The organism is Thermaerobacter subterraneus DSM 13965 (genome assembly GCF_000183545.2).
GTDB classification, from domain to species: domain Bacteria; phylum Bacillota; class Sulfobacillia; order Thermaerobacterales; family Thermaerobacteraceae; genus Thermaerobacter; species Thermaerobacter subterraneus.
Genome location: NZ_JH976535.1, coordinates 1496459 through 1518969 on the forward strand (window position 1 = coordinate 1496459; position 22511 = coordinate 1518969).

16 protein-coding genes are annotated in these 22511 nt (G+C 73.5%); 6 read left to right on the top strand and 10 right to left on the bottom strand.

Features of this window, described 5'->3' with window-relative positions:
• Window positions 1-87: 87 nt before the first annotated feature.
• Entirely contained in the window at window positions 88-1362 is a 1275-nt protein-coding gene (locus THESUDRAFT_RS06210) for an MFS transporter (RefSeq protein WP_242823263.1), read from the top strand.
• 30 nt (window positions 1363-1392) lie between these two features.
• Here THESUDRAFT_RS06210 and THESUDRAFT_RS06215 read toward each other — a convergent pair whose 3' ends face one another.
• Window positions 1393-1830, bottom strand: coding sequence for a hypothetical protein (locus THESUDRAFT_RS06215; protein WP_006903901.1), 438 nt, complete (start codon window positions 1828-1830; stop codon window positions 1393-1395).
• A gap of 629 nt (window positions 1831-2459) precedes the next feature.
• On the opposite strand from THESUDRAFT_RS06215, the gene secD reads away from it, so the two are divergent.
• The 3 genes from secD (at window position 2460) to THESUDRAFT_RS13710 (ending at window position 7019) form a co-directional block, all read left to right on the top strand.
• Complete coding sequence (gene secD / locus THESUDRAFT_RS06220; RefSeq protein WP_006903902.1) at window positions 2460-3707, top strand: protein translocase subunit SecD; 1248 nt, start codon at window positions 2460-2462, stop codon at window positions 3705-3707.
• Complete coding sequence (secF, locus tag THESUDRAFT_RS06225) at window positions 3704-4591, top strand: protein translocase subunit SecF (RefSeq protein WP_006903903.1); 888 nt, start codon at window positions 3704-3706, stop codon at window positions 4589-4591. Before secD ends, secF begins: the two co-directional genes overlap by 4 nt.
• A 529-nt stretch (window positions 4592-5120) precedes the next feature.
• Entirely contained in the window at window positions 5121-7019 is a 1899-nt protein-coding gene (locus THESUDRAFT_RS13710) for a hypothetical protein (protein ID WP_006903904.1), read from the top strand.
• A 476-nt stretch (window positions 7020-7495) separates the two neighbouring features.
• On the opposite strand, the gene THESUDRAFT_RS06235 is transcribed toward THESUDRAFT_RS13710, so the two are convergent.
• The 3 genes from THESUDRAFT_RS06235 to THESUDRAFT_RS06245 are packed head-to-tail and all read right to left on the bottom strand — an operon-like array spanning window position 7496 to window position 12975.
• Complete coding sequence (locus THESUDRAFT_RS06235; protein WP_006903905.1) at window positions 7496-9310, bottom strand: acyl-CoA dehydrogenase family protein; 1815 nt, start codon at window positions 9308-9310, stop codon at window positions 7496-7498.
• 55 nt (window positions 9311-9365) lie between these two features.
• Window positions 9366-10544, bottom strand: a complete 1179-nt coding sequence (locus tag THESUDRAFT_RS06240) for a thiolase family protein (RefSeq protein ID WP_006903906.1) — start codon at window positions 10542-10544, stop codon at window positions 9366-9368.
• A 28-nt stretch (window positions 10545-10572) separates the two neighbouring features.
• Window positions 10573-12975: a 3-hydroxyacyl-CoA dehydrogenase/enoyl-CoA hydratase family protein gene (locus tag THESUDRAFT_RS06245; RefSeq protein ID WP_006903907.1), complete on the bottom strand. Its 2403-nt coding sequence runs from the start codon at window positions 12973-12975 to the stop codon at window positions 10573-10575.
• A 342-nt stretch (window positions 12976-13317) separates the two neighbouring features.
• Between THESUDRAFT_RS06245 and THESUDRAFT_RS06250 the strand changes: the two genes are divergently transcribed.
• Both THESUDRAFT_RS06250 and THESUDRAFT_RS06255 read left to right on the top strand, forming a co-directional pair.
• Entirely contained in the window at window positions 13318-15408 is a 2091-nt protein-coding gene (locus THESUDRAFT_RS06250) for an Rqc2 family fibronectin-binding protein (protein ID WP_006903908.1), read from the top strand.
• Window positions 15409-15562: 154 nt separating this feature from the next.
• Window positions 15563-16813: a glycerate kinase gene (locus THESUDRAFT_RS06255; protein ID WP_006903909.1), complete on the top strand. Its 1251-nt coding sequence runs from the start codon at window positions 15563-15565 to the stop codon at window positions 16811-16813.
• A gap of 178 nt (window positions 16814-16991) precedes the next feature.
• Here THESUDRAFT_RS06255 and pyrR read toward each other — a convergent pair whose 3' ends face one another.
• The 6 genes from pyrR to fbp form a co-directional block, all read right to left on the bottom strand.
• Window positions 16992-17543, bottom strand: a complete 552-nt coding sequence (gene pyrR, locus THESUDRAFT_RS06260; protein ID WP_006903910.1) for a bifunctional pyr operon transcriptional regulator/uracil phosphoribosyltransferase PyrR — start codon at window positions 17541-17543, stop codon at window positions 16992-16994.
• Window positions 17544-17646: 103 nt separating this feature from the next.
• A complete protein-coding gene (locus THESUDRAFT_RS06265) occupies window positions 17647-18612 on the bottom strand; it encodes an RluA family pseudouridine synthase (protein WP_006903911.1) in 966 nt (321 codons plus the stop codon).
• Window positions 18613-18618: 6 nt separating this feature from the next.
• Window positions 18619-19110 carry a signal peptidase II gene (gene lspA, locus THESUDRAFT_RS06270; protein WP_006903912.1) on the bottom strand — a complete coding sequence of 164 codons (492 nt, stop codon included), beginning with the start codon at window positions 19108-19110 and terminating at the stop codon, window positions 18619-18621.
• Between the two features lie 255 nt (window positions 19111-19365).
• Window positions 19366-20112: a TraR/DksA C4-type zinc finger protein gene (locus THESUDRAFT_RS14975; RefSeq protein ID WP_006903913.1), complete on the bottom strand. Its 747-nt coding sequence runs from the start codon at window positions 20110-20112 to the stop codon at window positions 19366-19368.
• A 32-nt stretch (window positions 20113-20144) separates the two neighbouring features.
• Window positions 20145-20906, bottom strand: a complete 762-nt coding sequence (locus tag THESUDRAFT_RS13890; protein ID WP_006903914.1) for a DUF5665 domain-containing protein — start codon at window positions 20904-20906, stop codon at window positions 20145-20147.
• A gap of 398 nt (window positions 20907-21304) precedes the next feature.
• Window positions 21305-22417, bottom strand: a complete 1113-nt coding sequence (gene fbp, locus THESUDRAFT_RS06285; RefSeq protein ID WP_006903915.1) for a fructose-1,6-bisphosphate aldolase/phosphatase — start codon at window positions 22415-22417, stop codon at window positions 21305-21307.
• Between the last annotated feature and the right edge of the window lie 94 nt (window positions 22418-22511).

A 22511-nucleotide genomic window follows, 5' to 3' on the forward strand; every position in this document is an offset into this window, starting at 1 on the left:
TGCCGACACCGAATCCCATGGCGGTCAGCACCAAGAGACATTGGGGAGGACGGTCCGTTGGGTCGAGCGGGGGATTCGCCAGATGGCGTGAAGTCGTACGGTTTCTTTGAGATGCTCCAGCGGTTCCACGCCTACCGCCGCTACTGGCTGGCCATGGCCGTGTCCTGGGCGGGCGACCGGTTCAGCGCCGTGGCCCTGGCCACGCTGGTGCTGGACCGCTTTCCGCACCAGCCCATGGCCATCGGCATCGTGCTGATGATGCAGCACTTGCCCCAGGCGGTCTTCGGCTTGCTGGCGGGCGCCCTGGCCGACCGCTGGCCGCGCCGGCGGGTCATGGTGGCCAGCGACCTGGTGCGCGCCGCCGTGGTGCTCCTGGTGCCCTTTGCAGACCAGCTGTGGCAGGTGTATCTGGCCGCCCTGGCCCTGGGCACGGCCAGCACCTTCTTCTTCCCGGCCTGGCGCAGCACGTTGCCCGCGGTGGTCAGCCGCGACGCGCTCTTGGAGGCCAACGCCTACCATTCGGCGACCCGCTCCTTCGTGGACATCCTGGCGCCGGTGGGCGCCACGGCCCTGATTGCGGCGGGGCGCGCCCTTCATCCCGTGCTGTACATGGCGCCGGCCTTCTGGCTGGACAGCCTGTCGTACCTCATCTCGGCGTGGCAGCTGGCCGGCCTGGCCCTGGATGAGAGGGCCCGAGCCGGGCGGGCTCCGGCCCGGGGGGCGGCCGGCGTCTGGCAGGACGTGGTGGCGGGACTGCGCTACCACCGCCAGAACCGGACGGTGTGGGCCCTGCTGCTGCTGATGGGCAGCTTCGCCTGGGGCGCCAACGGTGCCAACGCCCTGATGCAGAAAGCCGTGCCGGCCCTGCTCCAGGTGCCTCCCGAGCGCTGGGGGGTGCTGCTGGCCGCCATGGGTGCCGGCATGATCGCCGGGAATGCCGTGGTGGCCCGGCGCGGCAAGGTCTGGCCGCGCCGCGTCATCATCGGCACGGGCTACCTGGGGGCCTGGCTGGCCCTGGTGATCCTGGCGGGGACCCGGGATTTCGAGGTCGCCATGGTGGCCTACGTCCTGATGGGCGTGAGCAACGCCGCCTTCCTGGCCCCCCAGGTGGCCTGGGTGCAGGAGGCCACCGACCCGGCCTACCTGGGGCGGGTCGAGGCCACGCGCAACGCCCTGATCTACGTGGGCATGACGGCCAGCCCGCTGCTGGCGGGCTGGCTGGAGCAGGCCCTGGGCTCCCTGCCGGGCGCCATGTGGGGGATCTCGGTGCTCTTCCTGGTACCGGCGGTCCTCTCCTTCGTGCACCCCGCCCTGCGGCAGCCGCCCGCGCCGGTGCCGGCCCGTGCGGCCAGCGGGGCTTGACGGGCTGCGCCCGGCCCAAGGCGCCCTGCTCTAGACCCGGCCGCCGTGCTGCCGCACGATGGCGGCCGCCTGGTCCCGGCTTTGTCCGGGCTCCAGGGGTACGGTGAGCAGGTAGGGCATGTCCCCCACCAGCTCATCGTCCGACCAGCCGCTGACCGTAGGGGACATGGCGGCCAGGGCCCGCCGGTCCCGGTCCATGGCGCCCGTCAGGGTGTCCGGTACGGGCTGGTCCCACTGGTTTCCCCGTTCTTCCCGGACCGGCTGCAGCCGGTCGATCTGCACGTGCCGGTAGCCGGCGGCCTTCAGCGCCTCGGCCGCGCGCTGGGCGCCATCCGGGTCGCGGAAGCTTGCCAGGACGGCCGGTTGCTGGAAGTGGGGCTCCCGGCGCAGGGCGCCGGGCTTCGGGATGGGGGCCTCGCCGGCCGGGCCCTGCTGCGCGGGGCTTTCAGGCCGATCGGGTGACTTCATGGTTCCATCCTCCTGGTGGCAGCTTCTCCGCCGGGACGGCGCCGGGCTCCGGGCCGGCGCGCGCCGCCTGGAAGGAGGGCGCCGGCCGGCGGGGCGAGGGCCTGCCGGGGGCGTGGACCCCGGGAGGCCTCCGCTGGTCACAAGGTTCCCTGGGGACCCCCTGGGAAACCACGGCTTCAAGGGGCCGGGGTGCGGTGTTATAATCGGCTTCGGATTTTGCGGCCCCTGGTTTTTCCGCCGGCCGTCGCCGGCCGCGGTGGCGCCGGCCGCCGTGCGGCAGCTCGCGGGGGACGGCCGCCGGCACCGGCCGCCGCCTTCCGCAGCGGCCGCCCGTGGAGCGCCGCGAGGGTCCCACCCTGGGCGCGCCGGGTTCCCGGGGCGGGCGCCCCGCCTGGGGCCCCGGCCCGAACCCAGGCCCGGCCCGAAGGCGGACCGGTCCGGCCGCAGGCGGCCCGGGGGTGGCGTCCAGCCGGACCCGGGCCCCGGCGAGACGGGGCGGGGCGCATGGGGGACGCGGCCACCGGAGACCCCGGCCGGGGCCGCTTTTTTGTGCCGGCGGGTATGGCTGCGAGCCGGGGCCGCCTTGGGGCGGCTTCGGGTCCAAGTCGTTGCAGGGAGGGGGCGGCCGCATGCGAGCGCGCCGCAGGTGGCGGGCGGTACTGGCCCTGGTCGCCAGCCTGGCGGTCCTGGGCGGTATCGCCGCGTGGACGCTGCTGGAGTTCAAGCTGCAGAACCGCATCAACCGCGGCCTGGATCTGGCCGGCGGGGTGCGGGTGGTGCTGCAGGGCGTGGACAAGCCCGGCAACCCCGTGACCCGCGAGAAGATCGACGACGCGGTGGAGATCATCCGCAACCGGGTGGACGCCCTGGGGGTGGCCGAACCGGTGATCCAGCGCCAGGGCGAGGACCGCATCGTGGTGGAGCTGGCCGGCGTGGACGATCCCCAAAAGGCCATCGAGACCATCGGGCGCACGGCGCGCCTGGAATTCCTCGGTCCCGACGGCAGCGTGGTGGTGACCGGCGACCAGCTGGTGGCCGGGGGCATCCAGGTGGCGGCCGACCAGGCCGGCCGCCCCGTGGTGCAACTGCAGTTCAACGCCGAGGGCACGGAGAAGTTCGCCGAGGCGACCCGCAAGTTCTACCGCCAACCCATCTTCATCGTGCTGGACGAGCAGGTGATCTCCTCGCCCACGGTGGAGGCCGTGATCACCAACGGCCGGGCGGAGATCACCGGCATCCCCACCTTCGAGGAGGCCCAGCGCCTGGCCGTGGCCCTGCGCTACGGCGCCCTGCCCGTCGACCTGCAGGTGGTGGAGAACCGCACCGTGTCGGCCACCCTGGGCAGCGATTCCCTCCAGCGCAGCGTCGAGGCGATGATCGTCGGCGCGGCTGCGGTGGCAGCCTTCATACTGGTGATCTACCGGATCCCCGGCTTCTGGGCGGTGGTGGCGCTGGCCGTCTACATGCTGATCACCGCCGGCGCCCTCTACGGGCTCAACGCCACCCTGACCCTGCCCGGCATCGCCGGGTTCGTCATGTCGCTGGGCATGGCCGTGGACGCCAACGTGCTGATCTACGAGCGCATCAAGGACGAGCTCAGGGCCGGCAAGACCATCCGGGCGGCCCTGGAAGCCGGTTTCCGCAACGCCTTCTCGGCCATCCTGGACTCCAACCTGACCACCCTGATCGCCGCCGCCGTCCTCTACGGCCTGGGAACCGGACCGGTGCGCGGCTTTGCCGTCACCCTGGCCGTCGGCGTGGTGGCCAGCATGTTCACCGCCATCACCCTGACGCGGTTCTTCCTGCGGAACCTGGTGGACTCGGAGCTCTTCCGGCAGCCCGCCCGGCTGTTCGGCGTGAGGGGTGAGGCGCGGTGAAGGGCTTCTCCTTCGTGCGCACCCGGGGCGTGGCCTTTGCCCTGAGCCTGCTCTTGCTGGCCGCCGGCATGATCGCCTGGGCGGTGCGCGGGCTGAACTACAACGTGGAGTTCACCGGCGGCGCGGCCTGGACCCTGCGCTTCGAGCGGCCGGTAGAAGCGGGCCCGGTGCGGTCGGTGCTGGAGGAACAGGGCCTGGACGACGCCATCGTCCAGCTGGCGGAGGGCGGCAAGGTCGCCCTGGTCCGCACCCCCCACGTGGACCAGGCCACCCAGCAGAAGGTGCTGGAGGCCCTGGGCACGCAGGTGGCACCGGTCCAGCTAGAGCAGTTCGACAGCATCAGCCCGGTGATCGGGCGCGAGATCAAGGAAAAGGGCCTGCTGGCCCTGGGGCTGGCCACCGTCGGGATGATCGTCTACATGACGGTGCGCTTCGAGTTCTGGTTCGCGGTGGCAGCCATCCTGGCCATGCTGCACGACGTGTTCATGGTGGTCGGCCTCTTTGCCCTCCTGCAGTGGCAGGTCGACTCCTCCTTCATCGCCGCCGTCCTGACGGTGTTCGGCTACTCGATCAACGACACCGTGGTGGTCTTCGACCGGATCCGCGAGAACCTGCGGCTGCGGCGGAAGGAGCCCCTGGAGGAGCTGGTCGACCGGTCGATCCGGCAGGTGCTGCGCCGGTCGCTCTTGACCGGCACCACCACCCTGATGGCCCTGGCCGCCGTCTTCGCCTTCGGCGGCGAGACGATCCGGGCCTTCGCGGGCGCCATGTTCTTCGGCATCCTGTTCGGCACCTACTCGTCCATCTTCGTGGCGAGTCCCCTCTGGTACGTCCTGCGCCAGCGCGCGGCCCGGCGGCAGGCCCAGGCGCGGGCGGCGGGGTAGGGACCGGCCGGACCGGCCGGGGCTGCCAGTGCCGTTCCGGGCCCCTGGCGGCCTACGGCTAGGGGCCTGCCGGCCGGGCGGCCCGGCACCCGGGCCCACCGGCCGCCGGGCCGCGGGGCGGCGTCCGGACAACGGAAAAACGTGGCCACCACCGGGCCTTCCGGTCCGGTGGTTTTTTTCTTGAGGGCGCGGCCAGACTAACCTGCGCCGCCGGCATCCGCCGTTCCGGCCTGGTGGCCCCGCAGGCTGCGTACCGGGGCAACCCGCAGCCGTTGCCGCCCAAGGGGACCCGGACGGCGGGGCCTCCCTGGGACGGGCCGGCGGGCGGGCGGTCCGGCCGGCCCTGGGTGAGCGGTCAACGCCCGGTGGCCGGGCGGGGAGGCAGGCCGCACGTCCGGCTCCGGGCGGGTGTTCGGCGCCCGGTGGCCCGGCGGCGAGGCGGGCGGACCGGGCGGGTTCGTCCGGGCACGAAGGTCCCGGCGAGCCGCCGTTCGGGGATGCCGATCACGGCGGGCGGGGGTGTGGCTGCATGCAGGATTACGCGTCCCTCATCCGGCACGAGGGCAATCGCCAGCTCTTCGAAGCGGTGGAGATGTCCATCATCGCCCAGCTGTGGGGCGAACCCCTCCACCTGCACGCCGAGGGCGTGCGGGGGACGGGCAAGACCACCATCCTGCGCGCGGCCCGGCGGATCCTGCCGCGCATCGAGCGCATCCGCGGCTGTCCTTACAACTGCGATCCTCAGGCCCCCCACTGCCCGCTTCACGCCCACTGGACCCCGGACCGGATCGCCGCCCACGGCACCGAGTGGATCCCCATGCCCTTCCGGGAGATCTCGCCCTCCGCCAAGGTGGGGACGGTGACGGGCAGCCTGGACCTGGGACGGCTCACCGACCCCGCCCGCCCCGAGGCGGCCCTTTTGCCCGGCACCCTGGCCCAGGCCCACCGGGGCATCGTGCTGGTGGACGAGATCAACCGCCTGGCCGACGTGGCGCCCGAACTGGCCGACTGCCTGCTGGACGTGATGGGTACCAAGCCCGGCCGCCTGCAGATCGAGGAGACGGGGCTGCCGCCCGTGGAGATCCCCGTGCGGGTGGCGGTCTGGGCTGCGTCGAACCCCGACGAGGAACCGGGTCCCCTGGAGGAGATCCGCCGCCAGCTGTCCGACCGCTTCGACCTGGTGCTGGACGTGCGGCGGCCGGGAGAGCCGTGGCTGGTCAAGCGCATCCTGCTCCTGGGCGAGGCCCGCACCCGGGCGCTGGCCGAAGCGGCCCGGGCCGGCTGGGCGGGTACCGGGGCGAACCGGCCGGCTGGGCTCCCGGGGCGCGAGGCGCGGCCCGCCGTGCTGCCCGGGCAGGAGGGGCGTGGTGCCCCCGCGCTCCCCGAAGGGGCCGCCGCGGGCGGGGCGCAGGAGGCCGCGGTGCAGGCGGACGGCGGGCCGGGTACCAGGGGGCAGGAGGCGGAATCCACCGCCCGGCTGGAGGGAGAGCGGCCCGCGGCGCCGTCCGGTGCGGGGACCGGCCCGCGCCGGGAGCCGGACGGGGCCTCCGGGGCCGCCGGGATCGCGCCCCCACCCGATCCTGCTGCTCCGCTGGGTACCGGGCTCACCGGCGCGGAACGCGAGGGACGATGGAACGCTCTGGGAACCGGCATGACCGAGGTGCGGCGCGGTCCGGCCGGGGGGGCGTTTGACGCCGGGGAGGCGGCGGCCGCGGCCGTGCAGGAGGCGCCCCCGGCAGCCCGGTCCCTGGCGGCAGGGGAGCGAGGGGAGCGGGAGCCTGCCGGCGCCGGGGCGATGGACGACCCCTGGGACCGGCGCTGGCGGGAAGCAGCCGCCCGGCGGCCGGAGTTTCCCGAGTCCCTGCTGGAGCTTTTGGCGGAGATCTACGTCCAGTTCCGGCTGGAAAGCCTGCGGGCGCTGGAAGCCTGGCGTCACGGGGCCGCCCTTTACGCAGCCCGGGCCGGGCGCCGGCAGGTGCTGCGGGCCGATGTCCTGGAGATCGCGCCCGCCGTGTTGCGTCACCGGGTGGAAGCCGGGGTCCTGAGCGAGATCCTCGAGTACCTGGCCCGCGCCGCGGAGGACGGGGGGGCCCGCCACGACGGCACCGCCGGGCACCACGCCGGCGAGCTGCCGGGCGGCGAGGGTCATCCGGTCCCGGGTGCAGGCCCGGGTCACGCCGGCTTGCCCTGGCAGGCGGTGCCCGGCGGCGGTGCGGTGGCCGGGATGCCCGGCGGAGCCGGGTGGGCGCGGGGCGAAGATCTGGACGAGGCCGGGCTGCCGGCCGCCCAGGGAGGAACCCCCTGGAGGGCGGGCGCTCCACCGGGGCGCCGAGAAGCGATACCGGCCCCCGGGGGCGTCTGGAGACCCCTGACGGAGATGCTCTCCCGGGCCGCCTGCCACGGGGCCTGCTGCCCCGGGAACCCGTGAACCAGGTGGCCCTGGGACGGCAGGTGGCCCGGGCGGTGCTGGAGGCCGGCGGCTACCCCCTGGCGGCCCGCTGAGAGCGGACCGGGCCGGCGGCGTCACCGGGCGCAGGGCGCGGGAGGCCGCACGCGGGCGCAGGCCCACCACCCCGGGGCCGGCCCCACCGGAGCGGCGCGAACGGCCTGCCCGCGGCCCCGGCGGTGCCCCGGTGGCGAGGAGGCCGTAGCGCCAGGACGGCGGTTTTGTGGCGAGCGGGCCGCCGGGGGCCGCCCTCGCCGGGGCTCGGGCGGCCCCCGGCGGCCCGCTCGCCACAAAACCGCCGTCCTGGCGCTACGGCCTCCTCGCCACCGGGGCACCGCCGGGGCCGCGGGCAGGCCGTTCGCGCCGCTCCGGTGGGGCCGGCCCCGGGGTGGTGGGCCTGCGCCCGCGTGCGGCCTCCCGCGCCCTGCGCCCGGTGACGCCGCCGGCCCGGTCCGCTCTCAGCGGGCCGCCAGGGGGTAGCCGCCGGCCTCCAGCACCGCCCGGGCCACCTGCCGTCCCAGGGCCACCTGGTTCACGGGTTCCCGCCGCAGCAGGCGCCGCACGATGCCCAGCTGGACCTGGAGGGTGTCGCCGCTCTCGATGGCCGCCAGGGCGTTGCGGGCGATGATCTCCACCCGGTCCAGGCTGCCGGCCACGAACAGCCGCGCCAGGTCGGCGTGCATGCCGGAGCCGCCGGCCTTGAGGGCCCGCAGCACGGCGCTCTCCATGGCGTACAGCTCGATGGCGAGGTCGGCGATGGCGGCCAGCAGCTCCTGCTCGTGCTCCAGCTGCTGCATGTACTTCTGCACCGCCAGGCCGGCCACCATCAGGCCCAGGCGCCGGGTGTTGGCGACGAGGGCCTGTTCTTCCGCCAGGGGGCCTGAGGCCGCCTCGCCGGCCGGTCCCAGGGGCGACATCTCGGCCAGATCCTTCTGCACCCGGGACAGGGCCTGCATCAGGGGCAGCTGGCCCTTCATGGTCCGCCGCATCAGCTCGCGGGGGATCAGCAGGCGGTTGATCTCGTTGGTCCCCTCGAAGATGCGGTTGATGCGCGCATCCCGGTAGGCCCGCTCCACCTCGTATTCCTGCATGTAGCCGTAACCGCCGTGGATCTGCACGGCCTCGTCCACCACGAAGTCCAGGGTCTCCGACCCGAAGACCTTGTTGATGGACGCCTCCACGGCGTACTCCGAGATGGCGGTGATGGCCTGCCGGCCCGCATCGGGGGCATCCTGGTCGATCTCGCTCAGGCTGGCGTCGAAGGCGCCCGCGGTGCGGTAGACCATGGCCTCCAGGGCGTAGGTCCGGGCGGCCATGGCGGCCAGCTTCTGCTGGATCAGGGGGAAGCTGGCGATGGGCTGGCCGAACTGCTTGCGGCCCTGGGCGTACTGGGTGGCCAGGGCGATCAGTTCCTTGCAGGCGCCCAGGTTGCCCGCGGCCAGCTTCCAGCGGCCGATGTTGAGGATGTTGAAGGCGATGTGATGCCCCTTGCCCACCTCATGGAGCACGTTCTCCACCGGCACGGGCACGTCGTTGAGGTACAGGGTCCGGGTGGACGAGCCCTTGATGCCCATCTTGCGCACTTCCTCCGACACCGACACGCCGGGGAAGCTGCGCTCAACGATGAAGGCGGTCATCTTGTCGCCGTCGACCTTGGCGTAGACGACGAACACGTCGGCGAAGCCGGAGTTGGTGATCCACTGCTTCTGCCCGTTCAGGATGTAGTGCTTGCCGTCGGGCGAGAGCACGGCCCGGGTCTTGCCGCCCAGGGCGTCGGAACCCGCGTCGGGCTCCGTCAGGGCGTAGGCGGCGATCCACTCGCCGGTCGCCAGCTTGGGCAGGTAGCGGCGCTTCTGCTCCGGGTTGCCGAAGTAGACGATGGGCAGCGTGCCGATGCCCGTGTGGGCGCCGAAGGTGACGCCGAAGGAGCCCGCCGGCGCCAGCTTCTCCACCACCAGGGTGGCCGTCGCCTTGTCGAGGCCCAGGCCCTCATAGGCGGCCGGGATCTCCACGGCCAGCAGCCCCAGCTCGCCGGCCCGCCGCAGCAGGGCGACCGAGTGCTCGTGGTGCCCGTGCTCCAGCTCGTCGATCAGGGGCCGGACTTCCTGCCATGCGAAGTCCCGGGCCACCTGGCCGATCATCTTCTGCTCCTCGTTCAGGTCCTCCGCCGTGAAGATGTCTCCCGGCGCCGTGGCTTCCACGAGGAAGCCCGCGCCCAGCGGCTTGCGCCCGCGGGCCTCGCCGCCCGCCGGCATGGGCTGCGCATCCGCCATGCTCCTCATCCCTCCCAAGGCTCTTGCCGGTTCCAAGGTCTCCGGGGTCCCCGGGTCAGCTGGCGAATTCGAAGACGCCCGCCGCACCCATGCCGCCGCCGATGCACATGGTCACCACGCCGTAGCGGGCCTTGCGCCGGGGCGCCTCGTGCATCAGGGTGACCACCTGCCGCGCCCCCGTGCAGCCCAGGGGATGGCCCAGGGCGATGGCGCCGCCGTTGACGTTCACCCGGGCGGGATCCAGCTCCAGCTGGCGCACCACCTGGATCACCTGGGCGGCAAAGGCCTCGTTGAGCTCGATGAGATCCACGTCCTGCAGCCGCACCCCGGCCATCTTGAGGGCCTTGGGAACGGCCACCACGGGACCCACGCCCATGATGTCGGGATCCACACCGCCCACGGCGAAGCTCCGGAAGATGGCCTTGACCGGCAGCCCGCGGCGCCGGGCCTCGTCGGCCGACATGACGATCACCGCCGCCGCGCCGTCGTTGGTGGGCGAGGAGTTGCCCGCCGTCACCGACCCGTCCCGGCGGAAGGCCGGCTTGAGCTGGGCCAGGCGCTCCAGGGTGGTGTCCCGGCGCACGCACTCGTCCGTGTCGAAGGTGAAGGTCTCCTCCAGCCGCTTGCCCTGTTCCACCCGCACCCGGCGCACGGTGACGGGCACGATCTCCTCCTTGAAGCGGCCCGCGTCGATGGCGGCCGCAGCCTTGCGGTGGCTCTCCAGGGCCCAGCGGTCCTGGTCCTCCCGGCTGACGCCGAAGCGCCGGGCCACCTCCTCCGCCGTGTGGCCCATGCCCATGTAGACCTGGGGATACTCCGCCACCAGCGCCGGGTTCAGGGAGGGGTTGTGCCCCATCATGGGCACCCGGCTCATGGTCTCCACGCCGCCGGCGATGACGATGTCGGCCCCTCCCACCATCACCCGCTCCGCCGCGATGGCGATGGCCTGGAGGCCCGACGAGCAGAACCGGTTGACGGTGAAGCCCGGCACGCTGGTCGGCAGGCCCGCCCGGATGGCCGCAATGCGCGCGATGTTGAGCCCCTGCTCGCCCTCGGGCAAGGCGCAGCCCAGGATGACGTCGTCGATCTCGCCCGGCTCGATGCCCGGCGCCCTCTCCAGAGCCGCCTTGATCACCAGGGCAGCCAGGTCGTCGGCCCGCATGTCCTTCAGGGCGCCCTTCTGGGCGCGGCCGATGGCCGTCCGGGCACCGGCTACGATCACCGCTTCACGCATGCCGCTCACCTCGCTTCCGAGGGTGGTGTCAGTTGCGCAGGGGCTTGCCCGTCTTGAGCAGGTGCTGCATCCGCGCCTGGGTCTTGGGCTCGCCCACCAGGCTGAGGAAGGCTTCCCGCTCCAGGTCCAGCAGGTACTCTTCGTCCACCTCGGTGCCCGGCGGCACGTCACCCCCGGCCAGCACGTGGGCCAGCTTGCGGGCGATCTTGAGATCGTGCTCGCTGGCGTAGCCGCTCCAGTGCATGCTGATGGCCGCCAGCTCCAGCAGGGCCCGCCCGCTGTCGCCCACCACGGGGATGCGCCGGCGCACCGGCGGCCGGTAGCCCGCCTCGTCGAGGGCCAGCACCGCCTGCTTGGCCTCGTGGATCAGGTGGTCCGGGTTCACCACGATGCGGTCGGTGTTCCGGAAGAACCCCAGCTGCCGCGCCTCGGCCGCCGACAGGGCCACCCGCGCCGTGGCGATCAGCTCGAAGACCCGGTTGACCAGCACCTGCAGGTTGACCCGGCCCATCACGTCGGTGGTGGCCGGCCCGGGCGTCTGGGCATACTTGCCCGAGAAGACCTCCGGCACGTTCTCGATGGCCCTCAGCAGCATCTCCTTGGTGCCGCCGCCGCCCGGGATGACCCCGGCGCCCACCTCCACCAGGCCGATGTAGGTCTCGGCCGACGCCACCACCTGGGCGCCGTGCAGGGCCACCTCGCAGCCGCCGCCCACGGTGATGCCGTACGGCGCCACCACCACCGGGCGGGCGGCGTACTTGAGCTTCATGTTGGCGTACTGGAACCGGCGCACCATGGCGTCGATCTCATCCCACTCGCCCATCTGCGCCGCCAGCAGCATCAGCATGAGGTTGGCGCCCACCGAGAAGTTGGGCTTGACGTGGCTGGAGATCACCAGGCCGCGCCAGTTGGCCTCCACCTCGGCCACCGCCTTCTCCACCATCTGGATGAAGTCGGGGCCGATGGCCTGCTTGGGCCCGTGGAAGTCCAGAAGCAGGACCTCGTCGCCCAGATCGACCAGGGTCGCCCCGGTGTTGCGGTCGACCACCCGGTTCCGCTTCAAGAGCAGGGGAACGTCGATGGCGCGCGGGTCCGCCTCCACCGGGACGTACTCGCCGCCCGCCGCCAAGGCCAGCGTGCGACCGTCCTTCTCCACGTAGAACCGGCCCGGCCCGGTCTTGATGGCCTCCACAAGCCAGCCGGGCAGGCGCTCGCCGTCCCGCTCCATGCGCTCCAGGACCGCCGCCGCGCCCAGGGCGTCCCACAGCTCGAAGGGCCCCGCGTTCCAGCCGAAGCCCCATTTGATGGCCCGGTCGATGCTGGCCACGTCGTCGGCGATCTCGCCCAGCTTGTTGGCGGCGTAGGCCAGGCTGCGCCGGGTGACCTCCCAGGCGAAGCGCCCCGCCACGTCGTCCGCCGCCAGCAGGGTCTTGATCCGCTGCAGCGGGTCTTCGATGGCCCGCACCGCCTGCAGGGACGGCGCGTTCAGCCGCCGGCGCGGCCGGTATTCCATGGTGGCAGGATCGAGCACCAGGATCTCCCGCCTGCCGTCGGGCTGCTTGACCCGCTTGTAGAAGCCCTGGCCGGCCTTCTCGCCCGTCCAGCCCCGTTCCACCAGCTGGCGCATGAACTCGGGCAGGGTGAAGGCCGCCTGTTCTTCCGGATCCTGCACGGCGGCGCGGGTGTTGTCCGCCACGTCCTTCATCACGTCGATGCCGACCACGTCCAGGGTGCGGAAGGTGGCGCTCTTGGGCCGGCCCATGTTCTCGCCGGTGATCTCGTCCACCTCGTCGGGGCCGAGGCCGAACTCCTGCATCGCCCGGACCGTCACCATGAGCCCGTAGCAGCCGATGCGGTTGGCGATGAAGTTGGGCGTGTCCTTGGCCAGCACGACCCCCTTGCCCAGGATCCGCGTGGCGAAATCGCGCATGGCTTCGACCACGGCCGGGTCGGTGTCGGGGGTCGGGATCAGCTCCAGCAGGTGCAGGTAACGAGGCGGGTTGAAGAAGTGGGTCCCCAGGAACCGCCGCCGGGCCTCTTCCGGCAGCGCGCTGGCGATGGCCCGGATGGACAGGCCCGAGGTGTTGGTGCTGTAGATGCCCCCCGGCCGCAGGAAGGGGGCCACCCGCTGCCACAGCTGCTGCTTGACGGGCAGTTGCTCAAGCACTGCCTCGACGACCCATTCGGCGTCGCGCAGGCGCGCCAGATCCCCCTCGTCCTGGAAGGAGGCCGGCGAGATGAGGTCCAGCACGTCCCGGGTGTAGATCGGCGAAGGCTTGAGCTCCGCCAGGCGCTGCCTGGCCTTCTCCACCAGTTCCCGGCTGAGGTCGAACAGGTCGACGGGAATGCCCTGGTTGGCCAGGTGGGCGGCAATCTGGGAGCCCATGGTGCCGGCCCCCAGCACCGCAACCCGGCGAAAGACCTTCGGCATCGCGTCCCCTCCCATCGTGGTCCGGCCGCCCGTTCCGGCCGCCGCCCGGCGGTAGCAGCGCCCCGGCCCCAGGCCGGCCTCCAGCCACCGGCCGCGGCGGTGGCTGGAGGCCGGGGGCCTGGCGCCGACCGACCGGTCGGTCGAGTCATGGATGACTTCGACGGCGCTGGGCAAATCCCTTCGCGGGGCCGGGCGGAGTTTTCGACCAGCGCCATCCGCGGACCGCCCCGGTGTAGCAGGCCGCCGCGCTATAGTGGTGAAAGGGGCTCTACTCCGACCTGGCATCGGGTTGAACCGCACCTGGTATCGGGTCCAACAGCAGAAATCACGGGAGGGACACCCTTGAACGGCCTGGTCCTGGCCGCCGTCCTGCAGGAGTTGAGCAGCTTGCTGCCCGCCCGGGTGGAACGGATCTACCAGCCCGAACCCCACCTGCTGGTGCTGCGGCTGTACGCCGGGCGGGAGGTGCACCTGCTGATCGGAGCCGATCCCAGCCTGCCACGGCTGCACCTGACGGCCCGGCCGCCGGCCAACCCGCCGGCGCCGCCGGCCTTTTGCATGCTCCTGCGCAAGCACCTGGAGTCGCTGCGCCTGGTGGCGGCCCACCAGGGGCCGGCCTTCGACCGCTGGGTTCAACTGGCCTTTGTTGCCCCCGGCCCGGACGAACCGGCCCGGCGCCGGTACCTGATCGTCGAGCTTTTGGAGCGGCGGGCCAACGTGGTGCTCACGGACGGCGAGGGCCGCATCCTCGATGCCCTGCGGCGCACGCCCGACTCCGCCTCGCGCTCCCTGCTGCCGGGGAGCCGGTACCAGCCGCCGCCGGCTCCCACGCCTCTTCCCGACGGGGACGCCGGCTCCCTTGGCCGAACCTGGCTGGAGGCCGTCACGGCACCGGGCCCCGAGGCAGCCGCCGGCCGCTCCCGCGGGTCCCGGCCCGCATGGCGCAGGCTGCTGGAGCAGGTGCCGGTGCTGGGCCGGGAACTCGCGCAGGAGGCCCTCCACCGGGCGGGGCTGGACCCGGCCACCGGCAAGCCCCTTCCCGCGGAGGCGACCGCTGTCCCGGAGGGGGCAGGGCGGGGGGAGACCCTGGCCAGGGTGGTGCTGGGGTGGCTTGAGGCGGCCCGGCAGGGCCGGTTCGACCCGGTGCTGGTGCGGGACCCGGCCGGGGCCGCCATCGCCCTCACCGCCTTCCCCGTCACCCCGCCGCCCGGGGGCCGGCTGGAACGGCCGCAAGGCGCCCTCTGGCCCCTGTGTGACACCTTTTACCGGGAGCGCCTGGACGCCCTGACCCGCCAGCGCCTGCGCCAGCAGCTGGAGCAGCTGCTGCGGGAGGCCCTGGGCCGCGCCCGGCGGCGCCTGGAGGCGCGGGAAGAAGACTTCGAGCGCACCGAGCAGGCCGAGCCCTACCGTATCTACGGTGAGCTCCTGACGGCCTTCGCCAGCCAGGTGCCCCGGGGCGCCAGGGAGGTGACCCTGCCCAACTACTACGACCCGCAGGGCGCCACCGTGACCATTCCCCTGGACCCGGCCCTGAGCCCTCAGGAGAACGCCCAGCGCTACTTCCGCCTGTACCAGAAGGCCCGGCGCGGCCGGGAACAGGCGGCGGCCCTGCTGGAGGCCGCCCGGGAGGAGGTGGCGTACCTGGAGTCGGTGGAACAGGCCCTGGCCGAGGCCGTCTCCGCCGGCGACCTGGAGGCCATCGCCGCCGAACTGGCGGAGCAGGGCTACGCCCCGGCCTTTGCGAACCTGGCCGCCCAGCCTCTCCCGGCAGCGAAGGGGTCAAGCCCCCGGGGTGCGGATCCCGGGCGCGGCCGGGACCGGGGCCCGGCCGGTCCTGCGGCCGCGGCGACCACGGGAGTCCCGCTCTCCCGGGCCCGGCGTGCCGGCGACGGAGGGGCCGGGTTCCTCCGCTACCGCGGGCCGGGGGGTGAGCTCATCCTGGCGGGACGCAATAACCGGCAGAACGACGCCCTTGTCACCCGGGTCGCCAACCCTTGGGACATCTGGCTGCATGCCCGGCAGGTGCCGGGTTCCCACGTGCTTTTGCGGCTGGCCCACCGCGAGGCGGAGCCGTCGCCGGAGGCGCTGGAGGCGGCGGCGCGGGTGGCGGCCTACCACAGCAGGGCCCGGAGCTCGGGCCGGGTGGCCGTGGACTACACCGAAGCGCGCCACGTGCGCAAGCCCAAGGGCGCCCGGCCCGGCTTCGTCCGCTACGAGTACGCTCGCACCTTGTTCGTGTCCCCCGATCCGGAGGGTCTTCCTCCCCGGCTGGATGGGGCGTCCGCTGCTGACCGCGGCGGGGAGCCCGGAGCAGGGGGCGCCGGGGACGGCGACGGCCCGGAGAAGCCCGGCGGTGACGGGGCCCCGTCCCCCGCCACGGCCCTGGAAGGGGGCGGAGGGCCCGCGGCCGCTGGGCGGAGGCGGCAAGGATGACCGTGCCACCCGCGGCGGCCCCACCCTGCCGCGACGGCCCTGCACCAGCGGCCGGGGGTCTTGGCGGCGCGGCAGGAAGCGGCGGGGACCCGGCCGGGGGCGGGCACCGGAAGGCAGCGGGACCGGGACAGCCACGGGCGGGGGAGGGTGGACCATGGTGCAGGCAACCGAATCGATCATGGTCCAGGCAACTGCATCCGAATCCGGAAGGTTGGGCGGGGCCGCGGGCCCGGTGCCCCCGCGGGTGCTGGTGGCGCCGGACTCCTTCAAGGGCAGCCTCACGGCGGAGGAGGCCGCGGCCGCCATGGCCCGCGGCGTGGCCCGCGGCTGGCCCGGGGCGGCGGCCACCCAGCTGCCGCTGGCTGACGGGGGCGAGGGCACCGCGGCGGTATTGGTTCGCGCCACGGGCGGCCGCTGGATACGGTGCCGGGTGACGGGGCCCCTGGGGGAACCCGTGGAGGCCCGGTGGGGTCTTCTCGGTGACGGCCAGACGGCGGTGGTAGAGATGGCCGCCGCCTCGGGGCTGCTCCTGGTGCCCCCCGGCAAGCGCCGGCCCCTGGAGGCCACCACCACCGGCACGGGGGAGCTGATCCGGGACGCCCTGGACCATGGCTGCCGCCGGCTCCTGGTTGCCATCGGCGGCAGCGCCACCACCGACGGCGGCACGGGCATGCTGGCGGCCCTGGGAGCCCGGTTCCTGGACGGCGCCGGGCGGCCGCTCCCGCCCGGGGGCGGCGCCTTGACCCGCCTGGAACGGATCGACCTTGACGGCCTGGATCCGCGGCTGCGCAAGGTCGCCATCCAGGTGGCGTGCGATGTGGACAATCCCCTGACGGGCCCTCGCGGCGCCGCCCGCGTGTACGCCCCCCAGAAGGGTGCCACCCCCGAGCAGGTGGAGATCCTGGAGTCGGGACTGGTACGCCTGGCAGACGTGGCGGCCCGCACCCTGGGCCATGACCGGCGGGACGAACCCGGCGCCGGCGCCGCAGGCGGCCTGGGCTTCGCCCTGGTCGCTTTCCTGGACGCCCGGCTCCGGCCCGGTGCCGAGCTGGTGATGGACGCCGCCGGCTTCGACCGTCACCTGGAAGACGCCGACCTGGTGCTGACGGGGGAAGGCCGCACCGATTCCCAGACCCTGGCGGGCAAGCTGGTGGCCCGGGTGGCTGCCCGGGCCCGCCGGTACGGGCGCCCCGTGGTGGTGATCTCCGGCGCCGTCGACCCGGCGGTGGAACCGGCCCTGAAGGAAGCGGGGGTCGCCGCCCTTCTGGCGGCGACCCCCGGGCCCGTGCCGGTGCGGCAGGCCATCGCCCAGGCCGGCCGCAACGTGGAGGCGGCGGCGGCCACGGCCCTGGCGCTGCTGCGCCTCGGGGCGGGGCTTGCCCGGGCGGAGCCACCCCGGGCATGAGCCCCAGACCGCTTCCTGCGCCTCTTCCCTGCTCCCCTACTGTGCCTTTTCCCTGCTCCCAGCCCTGCTGCCTGGCCCTGCGCCCGGGCCCTGCCACCGGACCGGCGGCTGCCCGAGCCCAGGCCGGGCCCTTGCCCGCGCCCCACCCGGGCCCCCGCCCTTGCCGCTGTGCGGGCACCTAGGGCTGTTCCATGATCCAGACCTCGTCGACGCCGTCCACCTCCTCCAGGCGGCACTCGATGACCTCCCGCCGGGAGGTAGGCACGTTCTTCCCCACGTAGTCGGCGCGAATGGGGATCTCCCGGTGGCCGCGGTCGACCAGCACCGCCAGCTGGACCGTAGCGGGGCGGCCCAGGTCCACCAGGGCGTCCAGAGCCGCCCGGATGGTGCGGCCGGTGTAGAGGACGTCGTCACAGAGGATGATGTGCTTGCCCTCGATGGAGAAGGGAACGTCGGTGTTGTTCACCGTCGGCTTCTCGCTGAGGCGCGACAGGTCGTCGCGGTACAGGGTGATGTCCAGGATGCCCACCGGCAGCTCCTTGCCTTCGAACTCGGCAATGGCCCGCGCCAGCCGCTGGGCGATGGGCACGCCACGGCGGCGGATGCCGATGAAGACCACCTGGTCCAGATCGCGGTTCCGCTCCACGATCTCATGGGCGATGCGCACCAGGGCGCGGCGCAGGGCCTCCTTGTCCATGATGCGCGCCTTTTCTTTCAGTCCTCCTGCCATGGACTTCCCTCCCGTTGGGGTGCTCGGCGCCGGGCCGGGTGCCCGGCGTGGGCGGCGTACCCGCCGGCTCGCAGGCCCCGACCGGCCCCGGCCCGCCGGTCCGTCAACCCTCTGCGCCCGCCCGGGCCCGCTCCAGGGCCGCGAGGAAGTCGGCCGGCGGCGGCACCGTGAAGTCCATGGGCCGGCCGTCCCGCGGGTGGGCAAAGGCCAGGCGGGTCGCATGCAGGGCCTGCCCCTCGAGACCCAGCTCGCCCTGGGCGCGGCGGCCGCCATAGACCGGATCCCCCGCCACCGGCAGGCCGATGAAGGCCAGGTGGACCCGGATCTGGTGGGTCCGGCCGGTGTCCAGCCAGCAGCGCAACAAGGTGTACCGGCCCACCTGTTCCACCACGGCAAAGTGGGTGCGCGCCGGCCGACCTCCGGTGGTCAGCACGGTCATCCGGGTCCGATCGGCCGGATGGCGGCCGATGGGCGCCTCCACCGTGCCCTCCCGCACCTCGGGCCAGCCCCGCACCAGGGCCAGGTACTCGCGGTGGACCCGCCGTTCTTTGATCTGCCGTACCAGCTCCCGGTACGCAAGGGGGCTGCGGGCCACCACCAAGAGCCCCGTGGTGTCGCGGTCCAGGCGGTGGACGATGCCAGGCCGTCCCGGGCCCCCGACCCCCTCCATCTCGGGATACCGGGCCAGAAGGGCGTTGGCCAGGGTACCCTGGGGGTGGCCCGGCGCCGGGTGGACCACCCAGCCCCGCGGCTTGTTCAGCACCACCACGTCAGGGTCCTCGTAGACCACGTCCAGGGGCAGCGCCTCGGGCACCACACCCGAGGGCGCGGGTTCCGGCAGCTCGATGACCACCTCTTCTCCGGGTTCCAGCCGCCGGCTGGGCCGGGCGGTGCGGCCGTTGACCCAGACCCGGTGGCTGCGGATCAGCCGTTGAATGGCCGACCGGGTCAGGTCGAGGCCGTCCTGCTCGGCCAGGAAGACGTCCAGCCGCTCCCCGGCCGCCGAGCCGGGGACGACGAACACCGCTGTGCGGGGCGCACGCCCGGCTACGGGTGGGTCATCGGCCATAGGCGCTCAGTTCCCCCCTCCCCCCGGCCCCTGCACCGGATCCGGCGCCGCGTCACGGTCTGCCAGCAGCCAGAGGACCAGGAGGGCGGTGCCGGTGACGATCGCGGCATCGGCCACGTTGAAGACCGGCCAGCGGTGCAGCGGCCAGAACTCCAGGTCGACGAAGTCGACCACGTATCCCCAGCGCAACCGGTCGATCAGGTTGCCAACGGCGCCCCCCAGCTGCAGGCCCAGGGCCAGCCGGGCCGACCCCGCCCGGCCGGGCAGCCGGGGCAGCCAGTAGAGGATGGCGGCGATGACCACCACGGCCACCACGATGAAGAAGAGGGTCTGGTTCTGCAGGAGACCAAAGGCGGCGCCCCGGTTCTGGACGTAGGTCCACTGCACCACACCGGGAAGGACCGGCACGGTGCCCCAGGGCGCGATCCGGGCCAGGACCCAGGCCTTGGTCGCCTGGTCGGCGGCCAGTACCAAGAGGGCGGTCCAGATGGGTAGCAAGCCGTTGCCTCCTGTAGCGGTTGCCTGGCGGCTGCCGGGGATCTTTCGGGCTGCTCTCCTCCATCACATTCCCCATGCCTGCCGTCATCCCTGCCGGCCCGCCCGCGACTCGGACCCGCCGGAACCGGGACCGGCGGCCTCCTCGGGCCGTGGGACCGGCCCGGGCCAGGGGCAGCGGCCCGGGTCCGGACGGGCCCGGACCGCTGCGTCCGGTCCGGTTCCTCCTTCCGCCGGGGCCGGCCTCCGGCCAGCGGCCTACGCCGGGCCCGCTCCGTTCCCCTGGCCGCCGGGGCTCCGGCCGAATTCCCCGTCCCCCCCGGTGTTCTGGCGGCGATGGGCCTTGACGGACTCCTGAGCGACGGCGATGTCCTCTGCCGACTCGAAGCGCCGGTCCAGCAGCCGGTCGGTGTGTTCCACCAGCCCGCTGTCGTCCCCCGCGTCTTCGTAGACGTCGGGATAAGTGGCCGGTTCCCACACGTCCTGGGGCGTGTCGGAACTGCCGTACTGGGCCACCGACTGCCAGGCGTCTTCCCCGTCGAAGTCGATCTCGCCGGTATCGTCGCGCCACGAGCGGGCGAAAGGCGGCGAGAGGACCTCCTCTTCCACGGGCCGGGCGGTGCCCCGCACCTTCTTCTCCCGTTCGGCCATGGCGGTGGCGCATCCGGCGCAGAAGGGCGTGGCCGGGAGCACCTCCAGCCGTTCCCGCGGGATGGGCCGCCCGCAGCGCTGGCAGTAGCCGTAGGTTCCGTCGTCCAGCCGCGCCAGGGCGGCGTCGATGTCGTGCAGGGCCCGCTGGATGTCCCGCCGGCGGCCGATGTCCTTGGCCATCTCGAAGGTTTCCGTGCCCACGTCGCCGGGATGGTTGTCGTAGGTGGAAAGCTCGCTGATGGACTCCCGCTGGGAAAGCCGGCCGATGTCGCTGTTGTAGCGCAGGTCCCCGGCAAGGCGGCGCCGCTCCTCCAGAAGGCGCCTGCGGAAGTGCTCGCGGACTTCCGGTCGCATGGACCATTCCCCCTCTTCGCCGGCGGCCGCCCTCAGGGACCGGGCGGGGCGCCGCCCGGCCCCGGCGTGCCACCGTCCAGCTCGGTGCGGACGATGCGCAAGAGGTCGGCCACCAGGCTGCCGATGTACGGCAGGTTCAGTTCCACCGCGCGCTGCAGGGCCAGAAGGACCAGGGCGCCCAGCAGCGTGAACCCCACCGCCGCCCCCAGCCCCCGGGCCACCCCGGCCAGGAAGTTCATCCAGAAGAGCCGGCCCGGGTCGCGAAAAAGGGCCAGGTACTCGACGATGCTGATCCGCTCCCACCGCCAGGCGAGTTCGTCCAGCCGGTGGAGGATGCCCGACAGCAGGGCCCGAGGGGGCGGTCCGGGGCGCCCGGCGCGCCTGCCCCCGGCGGCACCCGGTCCTTTCCCCGCCCCCGCCCCCGCCCCCGGAAGGGGCCACCGGTCCCGGAAGGCCGGGACCGGGCCGGGGGAATGCGGGATGGTGGCCGGCACCCGCTGAATGGCCACCCCGGCGGCGCTGCGCCGGCTGACGGGAGCCGGCGCCGGCTCTCCCGGGCGGAAGGAGCGGGATGCCCGGCGGGCACCGTCCCGGAGACGGCGGCCGCCCCGCTCCTTGGGCCCCCGAGGGGCACTCCGGGGCGCTCCCGCCCCGGTCCGGGGCCGTCGGGCGGCGCCGCCGGACGGGAGGAACCGGCCCACGGCAGGCCGCCCGTCCCGGCCACCGGCCAACCCGGACCCCATGGCGCGGCCGGGCTTTTCCGGCCCGGCGGCATCGTCCCCACCCGCCACCACGGCTGCCGACCTCCCTTGCGTCGCCGGCGTGCCCGTCCGGCCGGCGCGCGCCGCCGGCCCCCGCGGTGCCCGGCCTTTCCAGGCCCCCGGCCTGAAAGGGACGGCGCACCCTCCCAGGTCTTGGCGGGAAGGGGCAGGCGGCACCGGCCTTCCCGCGCCCGCGGAGGCAGGACCGGGCGCCACCCGCCCCGCCGGATCCAGGACGCCGGGACGCCCTCGCCTTCTCTAGCCTGTCCCGGCCATCCCTAAGCAACGCTGGATTCCCGCTGGGGGTACCCCGGCGCCGGAGGCGGGGCATGGAAGCATTGCGGCGCCCCGCTCGATCGCGGGGCGCCGCAATGCGCGCCGCAGGATCCCCTCGCCGGTGGGCCGGCTCGCCGCATCAGTGCCGGCCAGGCTCAGTCCCCCGTTGCTTCGACCCGGAACTCGGCGTCCAGGCGCTGCAGCCGGGCGGTGATGCCGCCGTACTCGAGCTCGGAGATGGGCAGCATGGCCGGCTGGAAGAAGCCCTGCTGGCGCATGGCCACCGCCTTCGCCACGATGCGGTGGCGGATGGGCTCCCACACCGGGTCGGCAAACAGGTCGACCGGACCCGTCAGCCGCCCCTCGTGCATGGAGAAGCCCAGGGCCGTCACCATGGGGTGGCAGAAGAAGGTGCTGGCCGGGGTGTTGACGGGAACCGGCAGCAGGGGCAGGTTGTGGCTGCCCCGGGTATCGCCGGCCACGAAGGCGCCCAGGGCGAAGGGCGGGCCGAACTCCTCGGTGGCCGGGAAGATCTTCTGCACCCGCACGATGGCCACGGGGTCGTCCTTGCCCACATAACGGCCGGCGATCTGCCGCAGGCGGGTGGTGCTGACGGCGGCAGCCTGTTCGTCCGGGTACTTGCGCGACCAGATGCCGGCGATGACGTAGCGGTGGGTGTCGCGCAGCAGGGCGGCGATGTCGTAGAGCCGCTCCGGGGCATCCAGGGTGATCGACCGGTCGCCCTCGGTGTGCTCGACGTCCATGATGACGAACCGGAAACCGGCATGCAGTTCCTCGGAAAGCAGCAACCCGGGGGAGTACATGGGGTCGGCGAAGGCCAGGTAAAGCGGCAGGTTGAAGGCGCCCGGCTCCGTCTTGTCGGCCGCCAGGATCATCAGCGCCTCATTGGGCCGCTCGCGCAGGGTCAGCTCCGCCACCTGGGGCCCCAGGCCGCGCACGTTGCCCGAGAAGGCGTCCTTCAACAGATCCTGGCCCGCCCCGTAGAGCCCCTGGCGCTGGGCCACCTCCGTACCGGCCCGGAAGGCCTCCCACGCCAGCCCGTGGATCGCCTCGTCGCCGAGCCCGCGCTGGTGGGTCATGAGGATGGAGATGTCGTCGCCGCAGTAGAACACCCGGGCGTCCAGCAGCAGGCCGCCCCTCTCGGCCTCCACCCGCTGCTGCACCGCCGCCAGCAGCTCGTCGCTGGGGCGGGTGTGGCCGCCTACGCTGCCCACGTCGGCCTTGATGACGCTGACCGTGACCTCCATGGCGCAAACCCCCATCGGACCGCGACGCCAGGTGCGCATCGCGGCCGGTGTTGAACGGCCTTCCCGCCAGCCAATTCAACAGGGGCGTGGCAGA

Bases quoted from the DNA above. Each gene is read 5' to 3' on its own strand.
- THESUDRAFT_RS06215 (WP_006903901.1), bottom strand. From the start codon at position 1,830: ATGAAGTCACCCGATCGGCCTGAAAGCCCCGCGCAGCAGGGCCCGGCC.
- secD (WP_006903902.1), top strand. From the start codon at position 2,460: ATGCGAGCGCGCCGCAGGTGGCGGGCGGTACTGGCCCTGGTCGCCAGC.
- THESUDRAFT_RS13710 (WP_006903904.1), top strand. From the start codon at position 5,121: ATGCAGGATTACGCGTCCCTCATCCGGCACGAGGGCAATCGCCAGCTC.
- THESUDRAFT_RS06235 (WP_006903905.1), bottom strand. From the start codon at position 9,310: ATGGCGGATGCGCAGCCCATGCCGGCGGGCGGCGAGGCCCGCGGGCGC.
- THESUDRAFT_RS06240 (WP_006903906.1), bottom strand. From the start codon at position 10,544: ATGCGTGAAGCGGTGATCGTAGCCGGTGCCCGGACGGCCATCGGCCGC.
- THESUDRAFT_RS06245 (WP_006903907.1), bottom strand. From the start codon at position 12,975: ATGCCGAAGGTCTTTCGCCGGGTTGCGGTGCTGGGGGCCGGCACCATG.
- THESUDRAFT_RS06255 (WP_006903909.1), top strand. From the start codon at position 15,563: ATGGTGCAGGCAACCGAATCGATCATGGTCCAGGCAACTGCATCCGAA.
- pyrR (WP_006903910.1), bottom strand. From the start codon at position 17,543: ATGGCAGGAGGACTGAAAGAAAAGGCGCGCATCATGGACAAGGAGGCC.
- THESUDRAFT_RS06265 (WP_006903911.1), bottom strand. From the start codon at position 18,612: ATGGCCGATGACCCACCCGTAGCCGGGCGTGCGCCCCGCACAGCGGTG.
- THESUDRAFT_RS14975 (WP_006903913.1), bottom strand. From the start codon at position 20,112: ATGCGACCGGAAGTCCGCGAGCACTTCCGCAGGCGCCTTCTGGAGGAG.
- fbp (WP_006903915.1), bottom strand. From the start codon at position 22,417: ATGGAGGTCACGGTCAGCGTCATCAAGGCCGACGTGGGCAGCGTAGGC.